We start from the raw sequence: 23039 nt of genomic DNA, 5'->3' as shown, positions 1-23039 counted from the left end.
CCGCGATCGCGTCGTCGAAGTTCAGCGCCTTGCCGACCCCGCCGATCAGGTACGCGGACACCAGCGCGAGACGCGCGAGCGGCAGCACCCACGGCTGCGCAAGCAGCGCGCGGATCCAGGCGGGATTACCGCGGCCGGTCAGTGTCGTCATGTCAGACTGCCCAGCAAGAGCAGCCTAGCGCGCCCCAAAAACTCTTGAGATCCGCGACCGGGAGCTTGCTGCTCCATGCGCTCGCGTGCCGGTGCGCGTGAATCCCGCAATTGTTCGCACACGTGCAAGTGCTCGCGGCCTCCCGCACCACACGCTGCAACGACACGCCGGCATCGGTGTCCGCCCAGCCCGCATACCCGCCAAACGTGCGCGCGGGTGACCAGTCGGGCATCGCCGGCGGCGGTGCGCCGTCGTCGTGCTCCGCGAACGGACCGGCGCCGTAGACGACCTTGCCGCCCACCATCGTCAACAGCGACGTGGTATCCGCGATTTCCGCTTCAGCGCATGCAAAGAAATCGCGGTCGGGCACGATCAGGTCGGCGAGCTGCCCGGCCTCGATACGTCCCTTCTTGCCGATCTCGTTCGAGAACCACGTCACGTTCTCGGTCCACATCCGCAGCGCGGTTTCACGGTCGAGACAGTTCGCGCGCGGATACAGTTGCAGGCCGCCGACCGTCTTGCCGGTCGTGAGCCACGACAGCGACACCCACGGGTTGTAGCTCGCGACACGCGTCGCGTCGGTGCCGGCCGACACCTTCACGCCTTTCGCGAGCATCTTCGCGACAGGCGGCGTCGCCTCGGCCGCCGCGTTGCCATAACGCTCGACGAAGTACTCGCCCTGGTAGGCCATCCGGTGCTGCACCGCGATCCCGCCGCCGAGCGCGGCGATCCGGTCGATCGATTGGTCCGAGATCGTTTCCGCGTGATCGAAGAACCAGTGCAGCCCTTCCAGCGGGATATCGCGATTCACGCGCTCGAACACGTCGAGCGCGCGGCTGATCGTTTCGTCATACGTAGCATGCATACGCCACGGCCAGCGGTTCTGCGCAAGCACGCGCACAACCTCCTCCAGATCGCCCTCCATCTCGGGCGGCATGTCGGGGCGCGGCTGCCGGAAATCCTCGAAATCCGCTGCGGAGAACACCAGCATTTCGCCCGCACCGTTGTGGCGGAAGTAGTCCGAGCCGTCCTGGTAGCGCGACGTTGCGGTCCAGTTCAGGAAATCCTCCTTCTCCTGCTTCGGCTTCTGCGTAAACAGGTTGTACGCGAGGCGGATCGTCAGCTGGTTCGCCTTCGCGAGCTGCTCGATCACCGCATAGTCGTCCGGATAGTTCTGGAACCCGCCGCCCGCGTCGATCGCACCGGTCACGCCGAGCCGGTTCAGCTCGCGCATGAAATGTCGCGTCGAATTGACCTGATAGTCGAACGGCAGCTTCGGCCCCTTCGCGAGCGTCGCATACAAAATCGCCGCATTCGGCTTCGCGATCAGCAGCCCGGTCGGATTGCCGGCCGCGTCGCGGACGATCTCGCCGCCAGGCGGCTCAGGCGTGTCCTTCGTATAGCCGACCGCCCGCAGCGCCGCGCCGTTCAGCAGCGCGCGGTCGTACAGATGCAGCAGGAACACCGGCGTGTCCGGCGCGACGAGGTTCAGTTCCTCGATCGTCGGCAGGCGCTTCTCGACGAACTGGTGTTCGGTGAAACCGCCGACCACGCGCACCCACTGCGGCGCTGGCGTGACGGCCACCTGCCGGCGCAGCATGTCCATCGCGTCCGCCAGGCTGCGCACGCCATCCCAGCGCAGCTCCATGTTGAAGTTCAGGCCACCGCGAATGATGTGCAGATGGTTGTCGATCAGCCCCGGCAGCACGAGCCGCCCTTGCAGGTCAATGATCCGCGTGGCGGGTCCGGCCAGTTGCAGCGTCTCGTCGCCGCCAACGTGCACGAAGCGAGCATCGCGAATCGCCACGGCGGTGGCATGCGGATTGGCGCGATCGAGCGTCGCGAAACGGCCGCGGTGCAGGATCAGGTCGGGATGCGCGGTGTTCTCAGCCATGGCGATGTTCTCCGGGATTCGTCTCGGTGGTACCGGCGGACGCGACCGTCGGCGCCGGCGATTTCGGGCAGGTCGGCAACTGGCCGAACATGTGCGGTTGCACCTGATGCCGCAGGAACGACGTCTGCTGTGCCTGGGGCGCGACGAGACGCTTCACGAGTGGTGGCACCTGCTCACCGAGCAGGATGCCGAGCAGGCCGACCAGCGCAATGACAGGCGGCGCCGGCGAGCGCACGTTGAATAGGCCGTAGATGACGCCGACGAGGACGCCCATCGCGAGTGACGCAACGTAGACTTTCATGACTGAAGGTTCCGTGAATGCCGCCCCGTGTGCGCCGGGCGGACGTACGACGCGATCGCCGGCGCCACGCATGCGCTGCGCGAGCGGCGACTCATGTCCCACTATCTCAGCGCCGCGCGGATCCGTATTGAACGTAAGTCGCCAGATTTGAACAATTGCCGCAACGCATGCAGTCACGCAACGCGGGGCGACAGGCGGACACGGATTGCGTCGCGCGCTTCACGCGACTTGCCGACAAATTTCGCCACTATCGTTCAAGACCGTGCGCGATCGGCCACCTAACATTCGTCGTGTCATGGACGCTGGTCGCGCCGCTCCTCGTCGATCGGGCAGCGCGCTTGGTCACGCCCATGCAGCGCGTGCTGCATCGCACTGCGATGCAGCCGCGACCCGCACCGTCGGGCGTCACCCGCTCGCACCCTCTTCGATACCGGATCATCACGGAGCCCACCATGGCAAACCCGAAGCTTGAAGTCCTCACGCCGCACAACAGCCAGCTGATCTTCATCGATCACCAGCCGCAAATGGCGTTCGGCGTGCAATCGATCGATCGGCAGGCGCTAAAGAACAACGCGGTCGGTCTGGCGAAGGCGGCGAAGATCTTCAATATCCCGACAACGATCACGACCGTCGAAACCGAATCGTTCTCCGGCTACACGTATCCGGAACTGCTCGACGTGTTCCCGAACCAGCATGTGCTCGAACGCACGTCGATGAACTCGTGGGACGACCAGAAGGTGCGCGATGCTCTGAAGGCGAATGGCCGCAACAAGGTGGTCGTGTCGGGCCTGTGGACCGAGGTCTGCAACAACTCGTTCGCACTGTGCGCAATGCTCGAAGGCGGCTACGAGATCTACATGGTCGCCGACGCATCGGGCGGCACCAGCAAGGACGCGCACGACTACGCGATGCAGCGCATGATCCAGGCCGGTGTCGTGCCGGTCACCTGGCAGCAGGTGCTGCTCGAATGGCAGCGCGACTGGGCGAACCGCGACACGTATGACGCGGTGATGAAACTCGTGAAGGAACACTCCGGCGCGTATGGAATGGGTGTCGATTACGCGTACACGATGGTCCATAAGGCGCCGCAACGCGCCGAAACGCCGCACGAGGCGCTCGCCCCCGTTCCGGCACGCTGACGCAAGCGACACCGGCCGCCGCGACGCATCGCGAAGCGACAGCCGGCGCGCGGGCCGCTTCGAACCGGCCCGCGCGCGGCGTTCATTCGCCGAGCGCCCCGCCTACCCGTTTCTCAATGTCGTCCCGCCTCTGTATGTCGCAGCAGTGACATCAGCGGCCTGCATGCGCGTTCGCAGTTGCGCGAGCAGGCACGCCTGTCGCGGCGAGCGCGTGCGGGCCGTGGCACGTATGTCGATCGCCGCCGCACACGGTGCCGGCGATCGCCCGATCGGCGCGCAAACGGCGTGACGTGTCGCGCGTGCAACGAGCTGTCGGAGCATCCATGAAACACAAACGACTCTGGTTCCGCGTCGCCGGGATTGCGCTCGTCGGCCTGGCGATCGCGATCGGCATCATGGTCGAGCCGTCGATCGCACCGGTCGCACCGCCAGCGCCTGCCTCATTCGACGCGCAGCTCGTGCGCGCGGGCGCGCGCGTCGTCGCGCTCGGTGACTGTGTCGTCTGTCATACGGCGAAGGACGGCAGGCCGTTAGCGGGCGGCTTGCCGCTCGCGACGCCATTCGGCACGATCTACGCGACCAATATCACGCCCGATCCGGACACAGGCATCGGCCGCTGGTCGCAGGAAGCATTCGCTCGCGCGCTGCGCAGCGGGATCGCGCGCGACGGCCATCAGCTCTATCCGGCGTTTCCGTACACCCATTTCACGCGCATCTCCGACCACGATATCGCGGCCGCCTATGCGTACCTGATGACCCGCGAGCCCGTGCACGCGTCGACACCTGCGAACGCGCTGATCTTCCCGCTGAACTTCCGCCCACCGGTAGCGTTCTGGAACATCCTGTTCCTGCGCAAGGGCGAGTACCAACCCGATGCAACGCAATCGGCACAGTGGAATCGCGGCAAGCTGCTCGTCGACGGCCTCGGGCACTGCGCATCCTGCCATTCGCCGCTGAACGCGATCGGCGGCGAACAGTCCGGCAAAGCGTTCGACGGCGGGATCGTCGATGGCTGGGAAGCGCCGCCGCTCAACGCGCTCGGTCATGCGGTGCAACCGTGGACGCAGGCACAGCTCGTCACGTATCTGCGGACGGGTCGCGCGAGCGAACACGGTGCGGCCGCCGGGCCGATGCTGCCGGTGACGCGTGATCTTGCGACGGTGCCGCTCGAGGACGTCGAGGCGATCGCGACGTACATCCTGTCGATCCAGAAGCCGGGAGCCACGGCACAACCGGTGATGACGAAGGTCGTAGGCAAGGCGATGACGCCCGCCGAGCAGCGTGGCTCGATGCTGTTCCAGGCATCGTGCGCGCAGTGTCACGGGCCCGGGTCGCCGATGCAGGCCATCGGCGAGCGGCCGACGCTCGCATTCAGCAGTGCGATCAGCGCGGATACACCGCGCAACGCGATCCAGATGATGTTCAACGGCATCGGCTGGCATGGCGAGGACGCCCTCAATTACATGCCGTCATTCATCGACCAGTACGACGACCAGCAGATCGCCGATCTCGCCGCGTACATCCGCGGCGCCTATTCCGGCCAGCCCGCCTGGACCGGCGTCGACACCATGGCCGCGAAGCTCAGAAAGGAGGACAGCGCGCGATGATTACCCTCACCGTGAATGGTGTCCAGCACACGCTCGACATCGACCCGTCCACCCCGCTCCTGTATGCGTTGCGCAACGACCTGCATCTGCACGGCGCGAAATTCGGCTGTGGTCTCGGACAATGCGGCGCATGTACCGTGATCGTCGACGACAAGCCGATGTTCTCGTGCCTGATTCCGGTCGCCGCCATCGGGAACCGCCGCGTCAGAACCGTCGAAAGTCTCGGCACGCCCGATCATCCGGGACCGCTACAACGTGCATTCATCGATCATCAGGCTGCGCAGTGCGGCTACTGCATCGCCGGGATGATCATGCGTGCGCAGGCACTGCTGGAGCACAACCCCAAGCCGACCGAGCACGAGTTGCGCGCGCACATGGAACCGAATCTGTGCCGTTGCGGTACCCATATGCGGATCCTGGCGGCCGTGCGCCAGGCCGCCGGCCTGCCGGTACCGGACGGCGCTTCCCAACCCGTCACAATCAACAGGCCGATCTGATGAACCACCACGACGACATCGATGAAGGCCGCCGGCATTTCATGGTCTCGGGCGCGCTGTTCGTCGCGTTCAGCCTCGCGCCAGCCGCCCGCGCGATCGCGCAGGAAGTGATCGCCGACGAAGGCGCCGCCGTCCATATATCGAAGGCAACGCAAGCGCTGGCGGGCAGCCTGAAAACCAATCCGCTGCTGGACGCGTGGATCAGGATCACGCCCGAAGGCAAGGTCACCGTGTTCACGGGCAAGGTCGAACTCGGTACCGGCGTGCGTACCGCGCTGTTGCAGGTCGCCGCCGAGGAGCTAAACATGAAGCCCTCGCTGATCACGTTCCTGACCGCCGACACCGGCGCATCGCCCGACGAAGGGCTGACCGCCGGCAGCCATACGATGGCTGACAGCGGCAGTGCACTGCTGAACGCCGCCGCGCAAGTGCGCGGACTGCTGGTCGATGGCGCCGCGAAGCACCTCGGCGTCGACGCGCGTACGCTGACGGTCAGCGACGCGGTGATCAAGGCGCCCGACGGCCGCTCGATGAGCTATCGGGATGCAGTGCGGATCGTCGACCTGCATCGCAAGGCCACGCCCACTTCGCCGCTGAAGGATCCGGCCACGTTCACGGTGATCGGAACGTCGCTGCCCCGGCTCGACATTCCGAACAAGGTCAGCGGCGGCGTCAGCTACGTGCAGGACATGCAGTTGCCCGGCATGCTGCATGCCCGCATCGTGATGCCGCCCGTCTATGACGCGAAGCTGCTGTCGTTCGACGAGGCAGCGATCGTGCGAATGCCCGGCGTCGTGCGGATCATCCGTAACGGGAGCATGCTCGCCGTCGTCGCGCGCGGCGAATGGCAGGCGGTGCAGGCGCAGCGCGCACTCGCCGCCGGCTGCCGCTGGTCGCCTGGCCGCCCGCTCCCCGATCGCGAGAAGGTTCACGACGAGCTGAAACGCATCGCGACGCAGCGTATCGAGATCGCCAACACGCACACGGCGGTCGCGCCGGCAACCAGGACCTTGACCGCGACCTTCCGGAAGAACTACCTGCTGCACGGTTCGATCGGGCCGTCATGCTCGGTCGCGCAACTCGAGAACGGAGTCCTGACCGTATGGACCCACTCGCAAGGCGTGTATCCGCTGCGCGATGCGCTCGCCGAGATGCTGTCGATGCCGAAGTCAGGCATCCGTTGCATCCACACCGAGGGCTCCGGCTGTTACGGACATAACGGTGCGGACGACGCAGCCGCACACGCGGCTTTGATCGCGACTGCGATGCCGGGCCAGCCGATCCGCGTTCAATGGATGCGCGAGCAGGAGCACACGTGGGATCACTTCACGCCCGCGATGGTCACCGAGGTCCGTGCATCGCTCGACGCAAGCGGCCATATCGTCGACTGGCAGTACGCGCTGTGGAGCAGCTCGCACAACGAGCGGATCGTCAACGCCGGTCGGCTGCTGCCCGCGCGGATGCTCGAGCCGCCGTTCGTACCGGCGCCGTCGACGCCGATGCTGCAGCCCGAGGGCGGTGGCGACCGCAACGCGATTCCGCTGTACGCGCTCCCGAACCTGCACATCGTCAACAACTTCTCGCCGACGATGCCGCTGCAGACGTCAGCGATGCGATCGCTCGGCGCGCACACGAACGTGTGCACGATCGAGAGCTTCATGGACGAGCTCGCGCACGCGGCCGGCGTCGATCCGGTCGAATTCCGGTTGCGCCACATGCAGGATCCGCGCGCACGCGCGGTGATCCAGCTCGCCGCGAAGCAGTTCGGCTGGCCGCGGCCGCCGCGCGCACGCAATCGTGGCGTTGGCTTCGCGTTCGGCAAGTACAAGAACCTGATGGCTTATGTCGCGATGGCTGTCGAGATCACGGTGGTGCCCGAAACCGGCCAGGTGATCCTCGATCATGCGGACGTGGCCGTCGATGCCGGCCAGATCGTCTCGCCCGACGGCATCCGCAACCAGATCGAGGGCGGTATCATCCAGGCAGCGAGCTGGACGCTGTACGAGGCGCTGAAGTACGACACGCAGAGGATTCGCAGCTTCGACTGGAGCAGCTATCCGATCCTGCGCTTCTCCGCGGCGCCGCGCGACCTGCGGGTCCACCTGATCAATCGCCCCGGCGCGCCGTTCCTTGGCGCGGCCGAGGCATCGATGGGGCCGACCGCCGGCGCGCTCGCGAACGCGATCTTCGATGCGACTGGCCAGCGCATGCGCGAAATGCCGTTTGCCGGCGACGGGCTCAGGAAACGCGTCGACGCGTAGACGCACGAAAAATCACTGGCGCGCTAGCGCCGACGATCCACCGGGAGGGGATCCGCCACTCATGGACACATTGCTTTCGATGCGCGTATTCACACGCATCGTCGAGACGGGCAGCCTCACACGCGCGGCGGATACGTCCGGCCTGACGACGCCGCGCGTGTCTGCGCTGCTGCGTACGCTGGAACAGCATCTCGGCTGCCGGCTATTGAACCGCACGACACGCAGGCTGTCGCTGACCGAGGACGGGCAGGCCTATTACGAACGCTGTGTCGCGGTGCTGTGCGAGATCGACGACATGGAAGCGTCGATGTCCCACTCGCGCAGCGCGCCGCGCGGCCGCCTGAAGGTGAGCCTGCCGCCGGCGATGGCCAAGCAGATCGTGGTTCCTGCATTGCCCGCCTTTCTCGCTGCCCATCCGGACATTACGGTGGAGCTCGGCGTGACCGACCGTCAGATCGACCTCGTCGGCGAGGGTGTCGACTGTGTCGTGCGGGTCGGCGCGCTCGACGACTCCGGGATGATCGCGAAGCGGATCGGCAGCCTCACGACCTGCACGTGTGCGTCGCCCGCGTATCTCGAGCGACATGGCGTGCCGGAAACGATCGACGATTTGACCCGGCATATCGCGGTCAGCCACGTGTCGGCCGACACGGGCCGGCCGCGAAGCTGGGATTTCGTCGTCGACGGCGACACACACATCGTGCAGATGCGCGGCACGGTCGCGGTCAACGAGGCCGATACCCACATCGCCTGCGGGCTCGCAGGGCTCGGATTGATCAAGACCACGCTGTTCTTCGTCGAGCCGCATCTGAAATCCGGCGCGTTGCAGGAGGTTCTGTCCGAGTTCAGCCCGCCGCCGCGGCCGATCTCCGTGCTGTATCCGCCGAATCGGCACGTACCGGCCAAGCTGAAGCACTTCGTCGACTGGCTCGCCAGCGTGTACGCGCAGATCCCGACACTTCAGGGCAAGCGGTGCTGAGCGGCGGCGGATGCGCAACCGGCGTGTCCGCGCCGGATAGTCAGCAAAACGCAAGGATTCCGACTTGCTTCGCGAATATTGACGCATGCTAGGATCGATCCACATGTCGACCATCGACCTGACCGGACTCGCATCACTGGCAGCCGAACTGCTTGCAAAGCTTCCACAAGCCGACGGCGCATGGCAGCCTGAACCCGCGTGGGAGCAGGGACTCGACAGGCTGGTGGAACGGTTGTCCGGCGGCGATACCGTCACGGTCCAGTTCTGCGGGTTGCTGCGCGATGCGCTTGCACGTCCGCACGCGCTGACACGGGACGTCGTCCACGGATTGCTGGTCGCGATTTACGGCTATGCCGCCGGATCCGGCAGCGCGACGCGCGCGTTCGAGCACCAGATCCGCGGGATGACCGAACGCCAGTACCGGGCGTTGCAGGACCATATCGACGCCAATCTGTCCACTTCGCTCTCGCTGGCCGATCTTGCCGCCGCATCGGCAATGACCGTCTCGCAACTGACGCGCACGCTCAAACGAGCGACCGGCGAGACACCGAAGCGCTGGCTGCAAAGGCGGCGCGTCGAACAGGCAAAGCAACTCCTCATACGAAACAACGGGTCGTTGAGTGAGATCGCCATCGCTTGCGGCTTCTCGAACCAGAGTCATCTGACGCGTGTATTCGTGAAACTGACCGGTACCACACCGCGTACCTGGCAGGCATCGAGACGGACAGCCGCGCAATCGCGGCCGGCAAGAGCGGGCACCGGCCCGGCCAGACCGCGTCGATCGCCGCCAACCCGCCCGCCGTTGCGCTGAGCCGGCGGACGCGAGCGGTCGCGCTACGCTCACTTGTGCCAACCCGCAGGAATTCGACGATGTCCGACCGATACGGCGACGATGCCGCGCAGTACTTCAACCTGCCGCCAATGCCGGTGCTCAGGAGTTCGATGCTCCAGACGCCTGACGTCACGATTACCCGCCTGACGTCCACGCCGGGCGCGGTCAACCTGACCGAACCGATCCCGCAGGAAAACGCGTTCGTGCTTTGCCTTCAACTGCAGCCGCTACCGAAGCACGAGCTGTGGCTGGACGGCAAACCGGAACGCGTCGCCCCCTATGCCAGCGGAGCCGTGTCGGTGGTCGACCTCGCTGCGCGGCCTTCCGCATTTCTGCCCACCGCATTCGATTGTTTGCAGTTTTACCTGCCGGAAGGCTCGCTGCACCGGATCGCCGCGGCGGAGGACTGCGTTGCGATCCGCGAACTTGCGATTCCGCATGGCATCCAGGATCCATTCATTCAGACGATCGGCAATATGCTGCTCCCGGCGCTCGCGGGCAAACCCGCGCCGCAACTGTTCGTCGACGGCCTGCTGATCGCGCTGCATGGTCATCTTGCTGCAACCTACGCTGGTGTTCGAATCGTTGACGCGCGCAAGACTGGCGGGCTCGCGCCGTGGCAGGAAATGCGCGCGAAGGCGATGATCGATGCGCACCTCGAAGACGGCCTGTCGATCTTCGAACTCGCCGCTGCGTGTGAGCTGTCACCGGCCTATTTCTGCCGCGCGTTTCGTCGCTCGACCGGGCTCGCACCGCATCAGTGGCTGACGCGCCGACGTATCGACGTCGCGCAGGATCTGCTTGCGCGCAGCAGCCTGCCAATCGCTGAGATCGCTATCTCATGCGGTTTTGCCGATCAGAGCCATTTCACGCGCGTGTTCTCGCGAATGACCGGCGTCGCGCCACGCGCATGGCGGCAAGTTCGGCAGCCACAAAGCCACGCTCCGGAATGAGACGGCGCCCGCCGTCCAACACTTGCGCCACGTGGCCCGCCGTCAGCCGTTCAGAAACGCGAGCAGGTCGGCATTGACCTGATCCGCATGGGTCACGCACAGGCCGTGCGGCGCGCCGGGATAGACTTTCAGCGTCGCGTCCTTCACGATCTGTGCGGACAGACGGCCGGAATTGTCGAGCGGGACGATCTGGTCGTCGTCGCCATGCAACACCAGCGTCGGTACGTCGATCTTTTTCAGGTCGTCGGTGTAGTCGACCGCGGAAAACTCGCGGATGCACGCATACTGGCCGAGCACGCCGCCCGTCATCCCCTGCGCCCAGAATGCGTCGACCGTCCCTTTGGACAGCTTCGCATCAGGTCGATTGAAGCCGAAAAACGGTATTGCGAGGTCCCGATAAAACTGCGAGCGATTCGCGGCGACACCATCGCGAATGCCGTCGAACACACTGAGTGGCAAGCCGCCAGGATTCGCTTCAGTTTTCAGCATGATCGGCGGCACCGCGCCGATCAGTACGACCTGCGCGACACGCGCGCTACCGTGGCGGCCGACGTAATGAGCGACCTCACCGCCGCCAGTCGAGTGCCCCACGAGCGTCACGTCGTGCAGGTCGAGCGCATCGATCACCGCGGCCAGATCGTCCGCGTAGGTGTCCATGTCGTTACCTTGCGACGGTTGCCCGGAACGGCCATGGCCGCGACGGTCGTGCGCGATGACGCGAAAGCCTCGCTGCGCGAGGAACAGCATCTGTGCGTCCCACGCATCCGCGTTCAGCGGCCAGCCATGCGAGAACAGCACCGGGCGCCCCGCGCCCCAATCCTTGTAGAAAATGGACGTGCCATCTTTCGTCACCACATTACCCATTTGCCGCCTCCGTCTTGTTTGTGGAGCAGGTTGTCATGCCCCACTATCTCAGCGCCGCGCGGATTCGTATTGAACGTTAGTCGCCTGATTTGAACGATTGCCGCAACGCATGCAGTCAAGCAACGCGGGGCGACATCCGGACACGGATTGCATCACATCGTGAAGCGATGGTCGGCTGCGGGCCGCTTCAAACCGGCCCGCGCGCAGCGTTCATTCGGCGAGCGCCCCGCGTACCCGTTCGGCGAGAAACGCGACGAAGGTCTGCACCTTGCGCGAATGACGCCGGTTTGGCAGATAGGCCGCATAAACCTGCGCGTCGCCCGTCACCGGCTGCACCGACCACGCGTCGAAGAGCGACAGCATCTCGCCGGCGACGAGATCGTCCTGCACGAGCCAGGTCGGCACAAGTGCGATCCCCTGGCCGTTCAGCACGCCTTCGCGCAGGATGTCGAGGCTGTTCGCGGTTAACCTGCCGTTCACACCCACCTTTTCCGTATGCCCTTCGCGTGTGAACACCCAGCTCTGCCGGCCCTGCCGGTACGGAAAGCGCAGGCAGTGATGCGCGGCCAGATCCGCCGGCGCCGTGGGGATGCCCATCCGCTCCAGATAAGCACGACTCGCGACGACGACGCGGCGATTGTCCATCACCTTGCGCACGATCAACCCCGGATCCTGCGTCGGCACGCCGATCCGCACCGCGACATCGAGCCGGTCGGCTGCCAGGTCGAGAAAGGCATCCGACACGACGAGATCGAGCGACACGCGCGGATACGCATCGAGAAACGCCGACAGGTGAGGCCCGAGCACGATCCGCGCATACGTGACCGGCACCGACACGCGCAACGTGCCGACCGGTTCGCCTCCCGCGTCCGCGACGCTCTCGTCGGCCTCGACCAGTTCGGACAACAGCCGACTCACCTGCTCGTGATGCGGGTGTCGCGCTGACCGACGTGACGCAGCACAGCGACGGCGTCGAGGCGGCACTGTCGGACGGGACACGGATTCGCGCCGATCTGCTGATCGGCGCCGATGGCCCGCAATCGACGACCCGAGCCCTGCTGCTGCCCGGCGCGCAGCCTGCCGCGCAGCCCGCCTATGCCGGCTACGTCGCATGGCGCGGGCTCGTGCCGGAAGCCGCACTCGACCCGCAATCGACCGCGCAGCTGGCGGATGCGTTTACGTTCCAGGAAGGCGCTGGCCATCAGTTGCTCACCTATCTGATTCCTGGCGACGATGGCTCGACGCGGCCCGGCGAGCGACGCTGGAACTGGGTCTGGTACCGTAGGCTGCCGGCCGGTGCCGAACTGGACGCGGCGCTAACGGACCGCGACGGCGCGCAGCGCACGCATTCGATCCCGCCCGGCGCACTGCGAGACGTGTATCGTGCGTGGCTGCGCGATGACACGTCGAGACGACTCGCGCCCGCGCTCGCGGCGCTCGTCCACGCGGCCGACGCACCGTTCCTGCAGATCATCCAGGATTACCAGGCGCCGCGGCTCGTCTACGGTCGCGTGGCACTGATCGGCGATGCGGCGTTCGTCGCGCGTCCGCATACCGGCGCGGGCTCCGGCAAGGCGGCTGCGAACGCGGTGTCGCTCGCACGCAGCCTGCAGATGCACGGCCACTCGATCGATGATGCGCTAGCCGAGTGGGAAACCGTGGAATGGCGCAACGGCCAGCAGCTGGCGCAGCTCGGCACGATGCTCGGCGCGCGCATCATGGGTGGCGGCGATGCGCATCTGAGTGCGTGAACGGCGCGCGTGAATCCGATGGTCACTTGAATAGCCAGTGGGCAACGAGCCGCGTATAGCGCGGCATCACCACATAGACCATCAGGAATACGATCGCCGCCGTCACGGCCGCCTTGTCGATCAACGAATCGCGGGAGAAGCCGAGGTGCGCGAGCACCGGCACGACGCCCCACGGGACGACGATGCTGAGCGGCAGAATGGCGCTCCACGTGACGAGCCACTGCTTCCATGCAGTCGGCACCTTGACCGGCGCGTTTTTCGGCAAGAACCAGAAATCGAGCCCGGTCCTGATCTCGTAGCGGTCGCCCTTGCGCAACGACGCCTGCATCCGAGCGATATGCTCGCGGCGCACGTCGGACTCCATCCATGCACTCAGTCTCGCGAAATCCGCAAACCGGATGATGGTCGCGTATTCGCGGCTCGTGCCGACGGGGCGGATCACGTCGGTACTCAAGTACCCGGGAAATGCCGAGCACGCGACGCGGATGTCCGTGAGCCATGCTTCGTACTGCTCGACTGCATCGGGTTCGACTTCGTGGACGATGATGCTCGTGACGATGTCCTGCGGATTGACCGGGCTCGGGTTCATCATCAAGCGAGCGCCGGGTAGTCGGTATAGCCGGCGTCGGCACCGCCGAAGAAAGTGGACGGATCGGGCGTGTTCACCGGATGCCCACCCGCGATCCGCGCGGGCAGATCCGGATTCGCGAGGAAGGGCCGGCCGAACGCGACCAGATCCGCACGGCCGCTCGCGATCGCCCGCTCGGCGCTGTCCGCGTCATAGCCGCCGGCGATCATCAGCACGCCGTCGTAGGCATCGCGCAGCGCGACCATCAGCGCGTCCCAACGCGGATCGATGTTGTCGTCCTTCGCGGTGCCGACCACGGCCGGTTCGACGAGGTGCAGGTACGCAAGCGGCCACGCGTTCAGCCGCTCGACGATATGACCGAAAGTCCGCTCCGGCGTGTCGTCGCCCATTCCCATGAAGCGCCCCATCGGCGTCAGCCGCACCGCGACACGGTCCGCGCCGATTTCGTCGCTGACCGCCGCGACCACATCGAGCAGGAAGCGCGCGCGGTTCTCCGGGCTGCCGCCGTACGCATCGGTGCGCCGGTTGCTGTTCGAATTGATGAACTGGTCGATCAGGTAGCCGTTGCCTGCGTGAATCTCGACGCCGTCCATCCCGGCTGCGATCGCGTTGCGCGCGGCCCGCCGGTAGTCGCCGACGATCGCTGCGATCTGCTCGACCGTCAGCGCCTGCGGTTCCGGCACGTCAGCCCATTCGCCGCCACCTGCCGAGTTCACGATGAACGTCTTGCCCGGTGCGCGGATCGCGCTCGGCGCGACCGGGGCCGCGCCGCCAGGCTGGAACACGGGATGCGACACGCGGCCGACATGCCACAGCTGCAGGAAGATCGTGCCGCGTTGCGCATGCACGGCGTCGCTGACCGCTCGCCAGCCGTCGATCTGCTCGGCGCTGTGGATGCCGGGGGTCCAGGCGTATCCCTGCCCCTGCTGCGAAATCTGGCTCGCCTCGGTGACGATCAGCGCGGCGGACGCGCGCTGCCGATAGTATTCGACGTTCAGCGCGTTCGGTACGTTGCCGGGCTGGCCGGCGCGCGAGCGAGTCAATGGCGCCATCGCAACGCGATGCGCAAGCGCGCGGCGGCCGATCACGATTGGTTTGAACAGATGCGGGTGCATGAGGGTTCTCCAGTCTTCCAGGCTATGAAATGAAGCCGACGGGGCGGCAGCCAGACGAAGGTTAAGACGCGGCCCTCCGCGTCGGAATGCCCCCGCATCACAATCCGGCGTTGCGCACACGGCAAAAGTCTCGGCTCACGCGATGCGTGCCGCGCTCCCGCCTCCTTTGCGCTGCGGACAATGCGGCGTTGCGTGTGGGCCGGACGGCTGGCAAGCGACGATGCATGATTTCGTGCTGGTCGAGATCCCGTTTGCGGTCCTCACCGATCTGGCTGGAGAGCGTGAAGTCCGCGGCTTCACGCCAACGGTCGCACACCATGATCGCCTGCTCGGCCAGATCGGCCGCACCGTCGCGCTCGCGCTGGCTTCCGACGACGACGCGAAGCCGCTGCTGCTCGATCACCTCGGACTTGCGATCGGCTCGCACGTGATGCAAACGTACGGGCAGGCGCCGCGCCTACGCGGCGCGCTGCACACGACGCCACACCAGTGGCTGATCGAGCAGCGTGTTGCGTCCGCGAAGGAACTGCTGTCGCGCAGCGACTGGACACTCGAGCGGATTGCGCAGCACTGCGGCTTCTCGAGCCAGAGCCACTTCACGCACGCGTTCGCGAGGCTGACCGGCACGCCGCCGGGTGCATGGCGCCGCAGGGCCGATGCGGTCGAACCCGAGCGTTGAATGCGAGGCGCGACGATTCACACTATTCGCGGCGCTCGCGCCGCCAGGTCGCCGGCGGTGTGCCGACCATGCTGGTAAATACGCGCGTGAGATGCGCCTGATCCGAAAAACCGCATTGCTGCGCGATATCCGCGATCGGCTCCATATGTGCGAGCAGGCATTGCTTCGCCCGCTCGATCTTGTGCTCGAGCAGCCAGCGATGTGGGGTCGTGCCGACCGTCTGCCGGAACGCCTTGATGAAATAGCTGCGCGACAGCCCGCAGGCGTTCGCGACATGCGAAATCGAAATTTCGGCATTCGCATGCTCCGCGAGGATCGCCTTCGCGCGCTCGACCTGCCAGCCGGCCAGCATCCCGCGTGCCGGCAACGCGCGTTCCGCCGTGCCGTAGCGCTGGACGACATGAAGCTGGATCGCGTGCGCCAATTGCCCGGCGAGCATCGGGCTAGCCGGGGTGCCACTGCCGGCCGCCGTCAGCAAGCCACTCGACAGGCATTGCAGTACCGCATCGGCCTTGCCGCGCGGACAATCGAGATCGCCGACATCACGCAGGCCCATCGTGCGTGCCGATTCGATCAGCGCGCACCGCGGCAGGCAGGCGAACAGCAGGTCGAACGGCTGGTCCAGCCGTGCGTGGTAGCCGTCGCCACCACGCGTGATCCACACGCCGGTGCGCGCCACGGGTCTGCCTGCATCCGCTGGCGGTTCGCCAGGCTCGCCCACCAGCGACATCCTGATCAGATAATGATCCGGTGACACGGCAAGCGCGACCGCGCCGAAACCCGGTGCGTCGTATCGAACGCGCGTCAATCCCGCGAAGCCATGCATTTCCGTCGATGCGTCGAGCGAGTCGATCGATGCGCCGTCGAACGCGGCCCGGATGCTCGTGGGCATTGCTTCCATCACGTTCATCGATTGGCTCCGTTCGTGTCATGATTCAGACCGTCCGCCCGCCGCGCTGCCCGACCAGCGCGTCGCCGGGAAGACGACATACGCGCAAGCATAGTTGTGCGGATGCAGCATCGATAGAACAAAGTCGCACTTTTTTCAGAAATGTCGTTCGGCTTGCCCAAGCACGCCCTTGCCCGCCTGTTTCCGCAAGCGGACGTTCCGCCGGAAATCAATCAGGCAAGAGGCTAGCTGCCACGCACTCGTCATTCTTTCCTGTCACGAACTCTTCACGCTGCCAATCCTGCCGACGAAGCATCCGGACTGTCCGCGTTGAACCGCGTCATGCAGTTCAGGTCGAGCCGCACCGGCGGACCGCCGCGAACGCGAACCGTGAATCAGCGTCGTTCGAGCCACTGGTCGAGCGTGATGCGGCCAAGTCGCGCATCGCCAAGCGGCACGAGCGACTGTTCCTCGACACGCCCGCCGTAGTACCGCGCGTCGGGATCAGTCACCACCGGGCGCGCGTCGCCGACCGACTTCAGGTAGTGCGCCACGATCTGCGCAAACGGCGCGCGGTCCGGGCCCGCGATCTCGACCGTACCGTTCAGCGGCACGGCAAGCGCGACCTGCGCAAGGATCGCCGCAACGTCTTCCGCGGCGATCGGCTGGAACAGGCCGTCGCCGATGCGCACCGTACCGCCGTCCGTGCCGAAATCCGCAATGCCACCGATGAACTCCATGAACTGCGTCGCGCGCACGATCGTGTACGGCACGCCTGCCGCTTCGATCGCCTGTTCCTGCGCCACCTTGGCCGCGAAATAGCCGTTCTCCGGCATCCGATCACAGCCGACGATCGACAGCGCAACATGATGACGCACGCCTGCGGCCACTTCGGCCTTGCCCAGATTGCGTGCCGACGTGCGGAAGAAGTCCAGCACCGCTTGCGGCTCCCATGACGGCGCATTGGCCACGTCGACGACGACGTCGGCGCCCGTCAACGCGTCGGTCAGGCCTTCGCCGGTGATCGTGTTGACGCCGGTACGCGGCGATGCGGCGAGCGCGTCATGGCCCGCGTCGCCGAGCAGCGTGACGACCTGCGAGCCGATCAGGCCCGAACCACCGATTACAACGATCTTCATCGTAAATTCTCCTGACGAAAGGACTTCACTGAACGGGGCGGTGCGGGGCGGGCGCCGTGTCGGATCGGGGTGGCCACGACCGTCGCATCGCGTGACGCAAGTGTGGAAGAATCATGTCCTATCGATAAGTGCCAAGAATCGTCGACCGGACTGATCCATCGCGGTTCCGCCCGGCCCCCTCCCCGCGAGACCGTGATGACCGCGCCAGCGCCCGCCCTCACCATCGAAATCGATCGCCGGCATCAACAGCCGATCTACCTGCAGATCTGCGAACGGTTCAGAACCGCGATCGCCGCGGGTCACCTGCGTCCCGGCGATCGCGTGCCCGCGCTGCGTGGCCTGGCGACGCAGCTGAACACGGCGCGCGGCACCGTCGAACAGGCTTACACGATCCTGGTTGACGAGGGCTACCTGCAGATGCGCGGCGCGGCCGGTACGTTCGTGTCGTCGTCTCTGCCCGAATCGCTGACACGCCCCGCGCCCGCGCGAATCGCCGAACCGGCGCAACACGCCGAAGCGGCCAGCACGCCTGCGGCATCGGACCCATCGCGCGATCGTCAACCGCCGCCACGCCAGCCGCCGATCGCCGTTGCGATGAGCGGGGAGCCACGCCCGTTGCAACCCGGCCTTCCCGCACTCGATGCGTTTCCGCGCAAGGTGTGGCACCGGCTCGTGTCGCAGCGCGCGCGTAGCGGCGAACGCGCGCTGCTCGGCTACCCGCATCCGGCCGGCTACCGGCCGCTGCGCGAGCACATCGCCACCTACCTGGCGCTGTCGCGCGGCGTGACCTGCGTGCCGGAGCAGGTGTTCGTCACCGGCGGTTACCGCGCGACGCTCGAACTCGTGCTGCGCAGCCTCGCGCGCCCGAACGATCGCGTCTGGTTCGAGGATCCCGGCTATCTGCTCGCACGCGGCTTTCTGTCCGAGACCGGCGTGCAGCTCGTTCCGGTGCCAGTGGACGCCGACGGGATCGACGTCGAGCGCGGCATGCAACTGGATGCGCACGCGCGCTTCGCGCTGGTCACGCCGTCGCATCAGAGCCCGCTCGGACATACGCTGTCGCTCGCGCGGCGGATCGCGCTGCTCGATTGGGCCGAGAAAGCGTCGGGCTGGATCGTCGAGGACGACTACGACAGCGAGTTTCGTTACGCGGGCCGCCCGCTGCCGGCGCTGAAGAGTCTCGACCGGCGCGATCACGTGATCTACTGCAGCACGTTCAGCAAGGTGATGTACCCCGGTTTGCGACTCGCGTACGCGGTCGTGCCGGAGCGTGCGGTGGAACGCGTCGAACGCGTTGCATGCAGCATGAATGCCGGCTCGCCGACGCTCCTGCAGGCAGCCATGGCCGATTTCATCGAGCAGGGGCACTTCGCGCGGCATCTGAAGCGGATGCGCACGCTGTATGGCGAGCGGCGCATGCTGATCGTGCACGCATTGCAGCAGGCGTTCGGCGAGCGGTTGATCGTCGAACTGCCGGCGGGCGGCGTCCAGTTCGCGGTGCAGTTCGCGCAGGGCTCCGACGGCCCGGTCGACGACGTCGCGGTGGCCGCGCGCGCCCGCGACGCGGGGCTCGCGGTGCTGCCGCTTTCGATCTGGTATGCGAATGGCCGCACGCAGCACGCGCAACGCGGCCTGGTGATCGGATTTGCGAACATCGTCGATGCCACCGAAGCGCGCCGCCTCGCACGCACGCTGCGCGCGTGCGTCGACGGCTGACGCACCGCGTGCGCGCGGCGTTAATAGGATGGTCAGCCCGATCCTCACTCAGTGGACTACGCTGAGTGAGGATTTTGTCATTTCAGGGGGCCGCATTCGGTCCTGATCGACCGATGCGGCGCAGCGGGCGATCTAACCGTCATACTGGACATCATCAAGATTGCGTCGCTCGCGCGTTCCGAACTGCCCAGAACGGACAGGCACTGTGATCATCAGTATCACGGAAAGCAGTAGCGCGGCGGCCATGAAGATGTACGAGGTCGACGGGCTTCCGGTCGCACCATTCAGATACCCAACTACCCACGAACCGAGAAACGCGCCTAGCGCTCCGCTCGAATTGATGATGCCGATCGCGCCACCGAGCACGTTACTCGGGATGAGCTCCGACACGAGCGCGAAGAATGGTCCATACGGTGCGTACATAGTTGCGCCCGCAACGACTAGAAGCATGAACGAGATCCAGAAATGGTCCCCTCCGACCATGTACGAAGCGGTTAGAGCTATAGTTCCGACGAGCAGCAGCGGCCAGATGAAAAGCTTGCGGTTTCGCGTCTTGTCCGAAAACCACGATGCAAGCAGCATCAGGATAATCGCGGCAACATATGGAACGGCCGCGAGCCAGCCAATCGAAACGATATCAATGTTCGCAGCGGTTTTGAGAATCGACGGCAACCACATGATGAAGCCATATACGCCGATGCTCCAGAGGGCGTGGACCGCACTGCACTTCAGCACGACCGACGAACGGAATGCAGCCTTGTAGTCGCGAACCGGCGCGATATGGGCCTGCTCGGCCTTCAGGCGCGCGTCGAGTTCAGCTTTTTCGGCATCGGTCATCCACGTTGCGTCGGCAGGTCGATCCTTGACCGTCAACCACCAGACGACTGCCCACGCGAGTGCCGGAAGTCCTTCGATAACGAACATTTCCCGCCAGCCGAAGCTGCGTACCAGATAACCCGAGACAATAGACATCCACAGCACCGTCACCGGATTGCCGAGAATCAGGAACGTATTCGCGCGCGAGCGCTCGCTACGCGTGAACCAGCGGCTGATGTATATCAGCATCGACGGCATCACCGCGGCTTCTACCATGCCAAGCACGAAGCGCAGCGCCATTAGCATCGGAATGTTACTGACCATCCCGGTCGCCGCAGCGCACAAGCCCCATACGATCAGACTGACGAAGATCAGTTTCTTCACGCTGTTGCGTTGCGCGTAGATCGCGCCGGGCACCTGGAACAGGCAGTAGCCAAGAAAGAACAATGAGCCGATCAGCGACGACGTGCCGTGCGTGATGCCAAGGTCCCTGTCGATGCCGGCCGCAGCAGCGAAACCATAGTTGGCGCGGTCCAGGTAGGCCAGGCTGTAGGTAATAAAGATGACTGGCATCAAGTACCACCAGCGTTGAACGGCTACCGATTTTGTCTCTTCCATTTTGTTTCTTGATAGTTGGTTTCAAACCTTCACGAACACACAATCCCCACCTGGGACGTATCATCTGTTCTCTACCCTGGATTGCGCCAATGGTCTTTTCTGATCTGGTTATCAAGAGCGCTGATCACCGGCACCGGTCACCGATGGGCCACCCCCAATGGAATTCAAATAGCTGCGCGCATCTGTCACGTTTGCGGAAGATCTGCATCTCCGTCGCGTAGCGCAGCGCGTGTTCGTCGTGTAGTCCGCACTGAGCATGCCGACCAAGGCGCTCAACGAAGAAGCGGGCGTGTACTCCGCCGACGCCCGGCCAGGTCTTGGCGCGGCGCATCGCAGGATTGATTTCGGGATGATCTGGCCGCCCGCTGCACTCGACGCGAGCTTCAGAGCGCTATCTCAACGCGAGAGGAAGCCACCGTCGATTGGAATATAACCACCGTTGACGAATGAGGCACCCGTACTGCTAAGGAGGGCAACCACCTCGCCAACCTCCTCAGGCTCCCCCATACGTCCTGCTGGATGCAGTTGCGCAAGCGAGTTGCGGGACGTTTCGGCGAGGCCTGCCTCCAGCCCGGTCTTCATGAATGCCGGGCCAACACTGAAAGCACGAATGCCAAGCGCCGCATAATCCACGGCGATCTGCCTGGTAAGGCCGATGACACCATGTTTCGCCGCAGTGTATGGTGCGAGCCCGGGAAACGCCACCTGTCCGAGGATACTGGCCATGTTTACGATAACGCCCCCACCGGTGGCGAGCATCGCGTTGATCTCGGCGCGCGCGCAATAAAAAACAGAGTCGAGATCCATCCGAATGACCCGGCTCCATTCCTGATCGCTGTAGTCAGCAACAGGCGTCGCAAGCGGCGCAATTCCTGCATTATTAAACGCGATGTCCAGCCGTCGCTTCTTCTGCACTATCACGTCGATCATTGCCTGGATTTGCTGTGGCGACGTTACATCGGCAAGAACAAAATCAGCCTCGCCTCCAGCTGCCTCGATCTCCGACACGGTCTCTTCGCCAGTCACCCTGTCTATGTCATTGACGAAGACATGGGCTCCGTATTTGGCATATGCAAGCGCGCTTGCCTTGCCGAGTCCGTGTCCGGCACCCGTGACCAGAGCAGTCTTTCCTTCGAGAATCTTCATGGCATCTCCTGTGTTCTGTATTTTTCATCTCATGAACACAGAGCATACCCACGTGTCACCGTCCAAACCCCTATAGAAAGATAGGTTTCGTGGCGTTTCCCCACTTGAAGGTCCAACGAGACTCACTGCCTGATTGATCTCGGAATTCTGCCCCAGGTCACGTTGTCAAGCGCGCGAATCCAACGGCCCCGCCCCCAGCGTGACGCTACTCAGCTTCGCGTCCCAGTACGCCTGGCAAAACTCGAGATACGCCCTTACGATCGATGACGGATGTCGGTGCGAAGGGAACAGCAAATTCACCTCAACGGCGGGAAATGGATAGTCGTCCAATATCGAGACCAGTCGACCGTCACGCAGATCGTCCATTACAAGAAACGGCGGGAGTTCAGTCACAACTTGCCCGACGAGCACACGGTTGCGCAGATGCGAGTAATCGTTCGTCGTCAGCACGGGGCGCGGATGAAATTTCGTGTCGCCGAGGTGCCACACAGGCGGCGCGTACGCACCGCGCCCCCAGGTCGCACACGGTAAGCGGTGCAGATCGTCTGGCGTCGTCGGTCGACCGTGACGCTCCAGCAATGCAGGGCTCGCGACGAGCCGATGCCGATAGGTTGCGATCTTGCGTGCCACCATCGACTCCTGCTCGATAGCACCGACACGCAATGCAACGTCGATGCCGTCGAGAATCAAATCGACGCGACGCTCGGTAGTATGAACGAACAGGCGAATACCCGGATAACGCGCCTGAAACTCGCCCAGTAGCTCCCACCAGATTTCAAACGTCGGCGGCAGCGACAAACGCAGGAACCCTTTCAATTCGTGCTGCGCGCCCACCACTGCCTCGCGTGCCTCGACCAGCGCCTCGATGCCGCGACTGGCGTGTTCGTAAAGCCGCACGCCGGCGTCCGTCAATCGCGTGCCACGCGCTGAACGTTCGAGCAATTGCACGGCCAGTTCGCTTTCGAGGGCCCGGATTCGACGGCTCAGCGTTGGAAGCGGAATACCCGTACGCACCGCAGCTGCCGACAGGCTGCCTGCCTGCACGACGATCACGAACATCTCGACAGCATTCAGATCCATATCAGCCTTTCGAATTTGAGAGG

19 protein-coding genes and 3 pseudogenes are annotated in these 23039 nt (G+C 64.9%); 10 read left to right on the top strand and 12 right to left on the bottom strand.

What is annotated here, in order from left to right; all coding sequences use genetic code 11:
* The 3 genes and pseudogenes from G3N94_RS42505 to G3N94_RS20025 all read right to left on the bottom strand — a co-directional run.
* Nucleotides 1-151 (bottom strand): annotated as a pseudogene (locus G3N94_RS42505) (DoxX family protein); the annotation flags it as partial.
* A gap of 1 nt (nucleotide 152) precedes the next feature.
* Complete coding sequence (locus G3N94_RS20030) at nucleotides 153-2045, bottom strand: amidohydrolase (RefSeq protein ID WP_205794316.1); 1893 nt, start codon at nucleotides 2043-2045, stop codon at nucleotides 153-155.
* Nucleotides 2038-2346 (bottom strand): DUF1427 family protein, encoded by a 309-nt coding sequence (locus G3N94_RS20025; protein ID WP_124601079.1) that lies wholly within the window; start codon nucleotides 2344-2346, stop codon nucleotides 2038-2040. Before G3N94_RS20025 ends, G3N94_RS20030 begins: the two co-directional genes overlap by 8 nt.
* 452 nt (nucleotides 2347-2798) lie before the next feature.
* Here G3N94_RS20025 and G3N94_RS20020 point away from each other — a divergent pair, with 452 nt between their 5' ends.
* The 7 genes from G3N94_RS20020 to G3N94_RS19990 all read left to right on the top strand — a co-directional run bounded on the left by G3N94_RS20020 (nucleotide 2799) and on the right by G3N94_RS19990 (nucleotide 10614).
* On the top strand, nucleotides 2799-3485 hold the full coding sequence (locus G3N94_RS20020) for a hydrolase (protein WP_205794315.1): 687 nt from the start codon (nucleotides 2799-2801) through the stop codon (nucleotides 3483-3485).
* Between the two features lie 323 nt (nucleotides 3486-3808).
* Nucleotides 3809-5092 carry a c-type cytochrome gene (locus G3N94_RS20015; protein WP_205794314.1) on the top strand — a complete coding sequence of 428 codons (1284 nt, stop codon included), beginning with the start codon at nucleotides 3809-3811 and terminating at the stop codon, nucleotides 5090-5092.
* Entirely contained in the window at nucleotides 5089-5589 is a 501-nt protein-coding gene (locus G3N94_RS20010) for a (2Fe-2S)-binding protein (RefSeq protein ID WP_205794313.1), read from the top strand. Before G3N94_RS20015 ends, G3N94_RS20010 begins: the two co-directional genes overlap by 4 nt.
* Nucleotides 5589-7850, top strand: a complete 2262-nt coding sequence (locus G3N94_RS20005) for a molybdopterin cofactor-binding domain-containing protein (RefSeq protein ID WP_205794312.1) — start codon at nucleotides 5589-5591, stop codon at nucleotides 7848-7850. Before G3N94_RS20010 ends, G3N94_RS20005 begins: the two co-directional genes overlap by 1 nt.
* A gap of 61 nt (nucleotides 7851-7911) precedes the next feature.
* Nucleotides 7912-8829 carry a LysR family transcriptional regulator gene (locus G3N94_RS20000; protein WP_205794311.1) on the top strand — a complete coding sequence of 306 codons (918 nt, stop codon included), beginning with the start codon at nucleotides 7912-7914 and terminating at the stop codon, nucleotides 8827-8829.
* A gap of 103 nt (nucleotides 8830-8932) precedes the next feature.
* Nucleotides 8933-9640: a helix-turn-helix transcriptional regulator gene (locus G3N94_RS19995; RefSeq protein WP_205794310.1), complete on the top strand. Its 708-nt coding sequence runs from the start codon at nucleotides 8933-8935 to the stop codon at nucleotides 9638-9640.
* A gap of 59 nt (nucleotides 9641-9699) precedes the next feature.
* Nucleotides 9700-10614 carry an AraC family transcriptional regulator gene (locus G3N94_RS19990; protein ID WP_205794309.1) on the top strand — a complete coding sequence of 305 codons (915 nt, stop codon included), beginning with the start codon at nucleotides 9700-9702 and terminating at the stop codon, nucleotides 10612-10614.
* A gap of 42 nt (nucleotides 10615-10656) precedes the next feature.
* Here the strand turns inward: G3N94_RS19990 and G3N94_RS19985 are convergent, their stop codons facing one another.
* Together G3N94_RS19985 and G3N94_RS19980 are read right to left on the bottom strand one after the other, a co-directional pair.
* Complete coding sequence (locus tag G3N94_RS19985) at nucleotides 10657-11478, bottom strand: alpha/beta hydrolase (RefSeq protein ID WP_205794308.1); 822 nt, start codon at nucleotides 11476-11478, stop codon at nucleotides 10657-10659.
* 210 nt (nucleotides 11479-11688) lie between these two features.
* Nucleotides 11689-12387, bottom strand: a pseudogene (locus G3N94_RS19980) (substrate binding domain-containing protein); the annotation flags it as partial.
* A 29-nt stretch (nucleotides 12388-12416) separates the two neighbouring features.
* Between G3N94_RS19980 and G3N94_RS19975 the strand changes: the two are divergent.
* Nucleotides 12417-13229 (top strand): annotated as a pseudogene (locus G3N94_RS19975) (FAD-dependent monooxygenase); the annotation flags it as partial.
* Nucleotides 13230-13251: 22 nt separating this feature from the next.
* On the opposite strand, the gene G3N94_RS19970 reads toward G3N94_RS19975, so the two are convergent.
* Complete coding sequence (locus tag G3N94_RS19970; RefSeq protein ID WP_241021957.1) at nucleotides 13252-13821, bottom strand: antibiotic biosynthesis monooxygenase; 570 nt, start codon at nucleotides 13819-13821, stop codon at nucleotides 13252-13254.
* Nucleotides 13821-14933 carry an alkene reductase gene (locus G3N94_RS19965; RefSeq protein WP_205794307.1) on the bottom strand — a complete coding sequence of 371 codons (1113 nt, stop codon included), beginning with the start codon at nucleotides 14931-14933 and terminating at the stop codon, nucleotides 13821-13823. The genes G3N94_RS19970 and G3N94_RS19965 overlap by 1 nt, the downstream gene beginning before the upstream one ends.
* A gap of 220 nt (nucleotides 14934-15153) precedes the next feature.
* Between G3N94_RS19965 and G3N94_RS19960 the strand changes: the two genes are divergently transcribed.
* The gene (locus G3N94_RS19960) at nucleotides 15154-15612 is read left to right on the top strand and encodes an AraC family transcriptional regulator (RefSeq protein WP_241021956.1); all 459 of its coding nucleotides are present in this window, start codon (nucleotides 15154-15156) and stop codon (nucleotides 15610-15612) included.
* Between the two features lie 22 nt (nucleotides 15613-15634).
* Here G3N94_RS19960 and G3N94_RS19955 read toward each other — a convergent pair whose 3' ends face one another.
* Nucleotides 15635-16522 (bottom strand): AraC family transcriptional regulator, encoded by an 888-nt coding sequence (locus G3N94_RS19955; protein ID WP_205794305.1) that lies wholly within the window; start codon nucleotides 16520-16522, stop codon nucleotides 15635-15637.
* Between the two features lie 374 nt (nucleotides 16523-16896).
* Nucleotides 16897-17640 carry an SDR family oxidoreductase gene (locus G3N94_RS19950; protein WP_205794304.1) on the bottom strand — a complete coding sequence of 248 codons (744 nt, stop codon included), beginning with the start codon at nucleotides 17638-17640 and terminating at the stop codon, nucleotides 16897-16899.
* Between the two features lie 195 nt (nucleotides 17641-17835).
* Between G3N94_RS19950 and G3N94_RS19945 the strand changes: the two genes are divergently transcribed.
* Nucleotides 17836-19356, top strand: a complete 1521-nt coding sequence (locus G3N94_RS19945; protein ID WP_205794303.1) for a PLP-dependent aminotransferase family protein — start codon at nucleotides 17836-17838, stop codon at nucleotides 19354-19356.
* 132 nt (nucleotides 19357-19488) lie between these two features.
* On the opposite strand, the gene G3N94_RS19940 is transcribed toward G3N94_RS19945, so the two are convergent.
* The 3 genes from G3N94_RS19940 to G3N94_RS19930 all read right to left on the bottom strand — a co-directional run bounded on the left by G3N94_RS19940 (nucleotide 19489) and on the right by G3N94_RS19930 (nucleotide 23016).
* The gene (locus G3N94_RS19940; protein WP_205794302.1) at nucleotides 19489-20790 is read right to left on the bottom strand and encodes an MFS transporter; all 1302 of its coding nucleotides are present in this window, start codon (nucleotides 20788-20790) and stop codon (nucleotides 19489-19491) included.
* A gap of 396 nt (nucleotides 20791-21186) precedes the next feature.
* Nucleotides 21187-21936, bottom strand: coding sequence for an SDR family oxidoreductase (locus tag G3N94_RS19935; RefSeq protein WP_205794301.1), 750 nt, complete (start codon nucleotides 21934-21936; stop codon nucleotides 21187-21189).
* Between the two features lie 165 nt (nucleotides 21937-22101).
* Nucleotides 22102-23016, bottom strand: a complete 915-nt coding sequence (locus G3N94_RS19930; protein ID WP_205794300.1) for a LysR family transcriptional regulator — start codon at nucleotides 23014-23016, stop codon at nucleotides 22102-22104.
* Nucleotides 23017-23039: the final 23 nt, after the last annotated feature.

The sequence above is a fragment of the Burkholderia sp. Ac-20353 genome (assembly GCF_017104785.1).
In the GTDB taxonomy this organism is placed as follows: Bacteria; Pseudomonadota; Gammaproteobacteria; order Burkholderiales; family Burkholderiaceae; genus Burkholderia.
This window is presented reverse-complemented; position numbering and strand designations above follow the sequence as displayed.

Excerpts from the sequence above, each read along its gene's own strand:
- G3N94_RS20030 (WP_205794316.1), bottom strand. The coding sequence starts at position 2,045 with ATGGCTGAGAACACCGCGCATCCCGACCTGATCCTGCACCGCGGCCGT.
- G3N94_RS20025 (WP_124601079.1), bottom strand. The coding sequence starts at position 2,346 with ATGAAAGTCTACGTTGCGTCACTCGCGATGGGCGTCCTCGTCGGCGTC.
- G3N94_RS20020 (WP_205794315.1), top strand. The coding sequence starts at position 2,799 with ATGGCAAACCCGAAGCTTGAAGTCCTCACGCCGCACAACAGCCAGCTG.
- G3N94_RS20015 (WP_205794314.1), top strand. The coding sequence starts at position 3,809 with ATGAAACACAAACGACTCTGGTTCCGCGTCGCCGGGATTGCGCTCGTC.
- G3N94_RS20010 (WP_205794313.1), top strand. The coding sequence starts at position 5,089 with ATGATTACCCTCACCGTGAATGGTGTCCAGCACACGCTCGACATCGAC.
- G3N94_RS20005 (WP_205794312.1), top strand. The coding sequence starts at position 5,589 with ATGAACCACCACGACGACATCGATGAAGGCCGCCGGCATTTCATGGTC.
- G3N94_RS20000 (WP_205794311.1), top strand. The coding sequence starts at position 7,912 with ATGGACACATTGCTTTCGATGCGCGTATTCACACGCATCGTCGAGACG.
- G3N94_RS19995 (WP_205794310.1), top strand. The coding sequence starts at position 8,933 with ATGTCGACCATCGACCTGACCGGACTCGCATCACTGGCAGCCGAACTG.
- G3N94_RS19990 (WP_205794309.1), top strand. The coding sequence starts at position 9,700 with ATGTCCGACCGATACGGCGACGATGCCGCGCAGTACTTCAACCTGCCG.
- G3N94_RS19985 (WP_205794308.1), bottom strand. The coding sequence starts at position 11,478 with ATGGGTAATGTGGTGACGAAAGATGGCACGTCCATTTTCTACAAGGAT.
- G3N94_RS19970 (WP_241021957.1), bottom strand. The coding sequence starts at position 13,821 with ATGATGAACCCGAGCCCGGTCAATCCGCAGGACATCGTCACGAGCATC.
- G3N94_RS19965 (WP_205794307.1), bottom strand. The coding sequence starts at position 14,933 with ATGCACCCGCATCTGTTCAAACCAATCGTGATCGGCCGCCGCGCGCTT.
- G3N94_RS19960 (WP_241021956.1), top strand. The coding sequence starts at position 15,154 with ATGCATGATTTCGTGCTGGTCGAGATCCCGTTTGCGGTCCTCACCGAT.
- G3N94_RS19955 (WP_205794305.1), bottom strand. The coding sequence starts at position 16,522 with ATGAACGTGATGGAAGCAATGCCCACGAGCATCCGGGCCGCGTTCGAC.
- G3N94_RS19950 (WP_205794304.1), bottom strand. The coding sequence starts at position 17,640 with ATGAAGATCGTTGTAATCGGTGGTTCGGGCCTGATCGGCTCGCAGGTC.
- G3N94_RS19945 (WP_205794303.1), top strand. The coding sequence starts at position 17,836 with ATGACCGCGCCAGCGCCCGCCCTCACCATCGAAATCGATCGCCGGCAT.
- G3N94_RS19940 (WP_205794302.1), bottom strand. The coding sequence starts at position 20,790 with ATGGAAGAGACAAAATCGGTAGCCGTTCAACGCTGGTGGTACTTGATG.
- G3N94_RS19935 (WP_205794301.1), bottom strand. The coding sequence starts at position 21,936 with ATGAAGATTCTCGAAGGAAAGACTGCTCTGGTCACGGGTGCCGGACAC.
- G3N94_RS19930 (WP_205794300.1), bottom strand. The coding sequence starts at position 23,016 with ATGGATCTGAATGCTGTCGAGATGTTCGTGATCGTCGTGCAGGCAGGC.